Genomic DNA, 304 nt, shown 5'->3' with positions numbered 1-304 from the left:
GTCTTTTAACAGCGTTGCAACAAAAAGGAAAAGTAAAAGAAATTAACGATTAACTGTTTTGTCTTTGACATTGCGGTTTTTCTTTTGTATAATTAAATCATCAAGTTAAGAGAGGTTATCAAATGGATAAACTAGAAAGAGAAAACAAAGAACGTTGGGCCAGAAATCGTTTCGAGTTCATGGTCCGAGACGCTGAAAGAATTAAACGTTACTTAGAATGTGGCGAAGTTAAAAAAGCCGAACAAAGTAGTAGATTTTTCAAACGAAATTTGTTAGAATTAAATAAACTAGAAAAGGAGTTAAA

Annotated in this window: 1 protein-coding gene; it reads left to right on the top strand. The window is 31.6% G+C overall.

The genetic code is table 11. The annotated features are described in order from the left end of the window. Positions 1 to 122: 122 nt before the first annotated feature. On the top strand, positions 123 to 304 hold a 182-nt coding region (locus FHL07_RS23895; protein WP_138738993.1), incomplete at its 3' end, for a DNA polymerase.

It is taken from the genome of Pseudomonas sp. FSL W7-0098, from assembly GCF_005930585.1.
Lineage (GTDB): Bacteria > Pseudomonadota > Gammaproteobacteria > Pseudomonadales > Pseudomonadaceae > Aquipseudomonas > Aquipseudomonas bubulae.
This window is presented reverse-complemented; position numbering and strand designations above follow the sequence as displayed.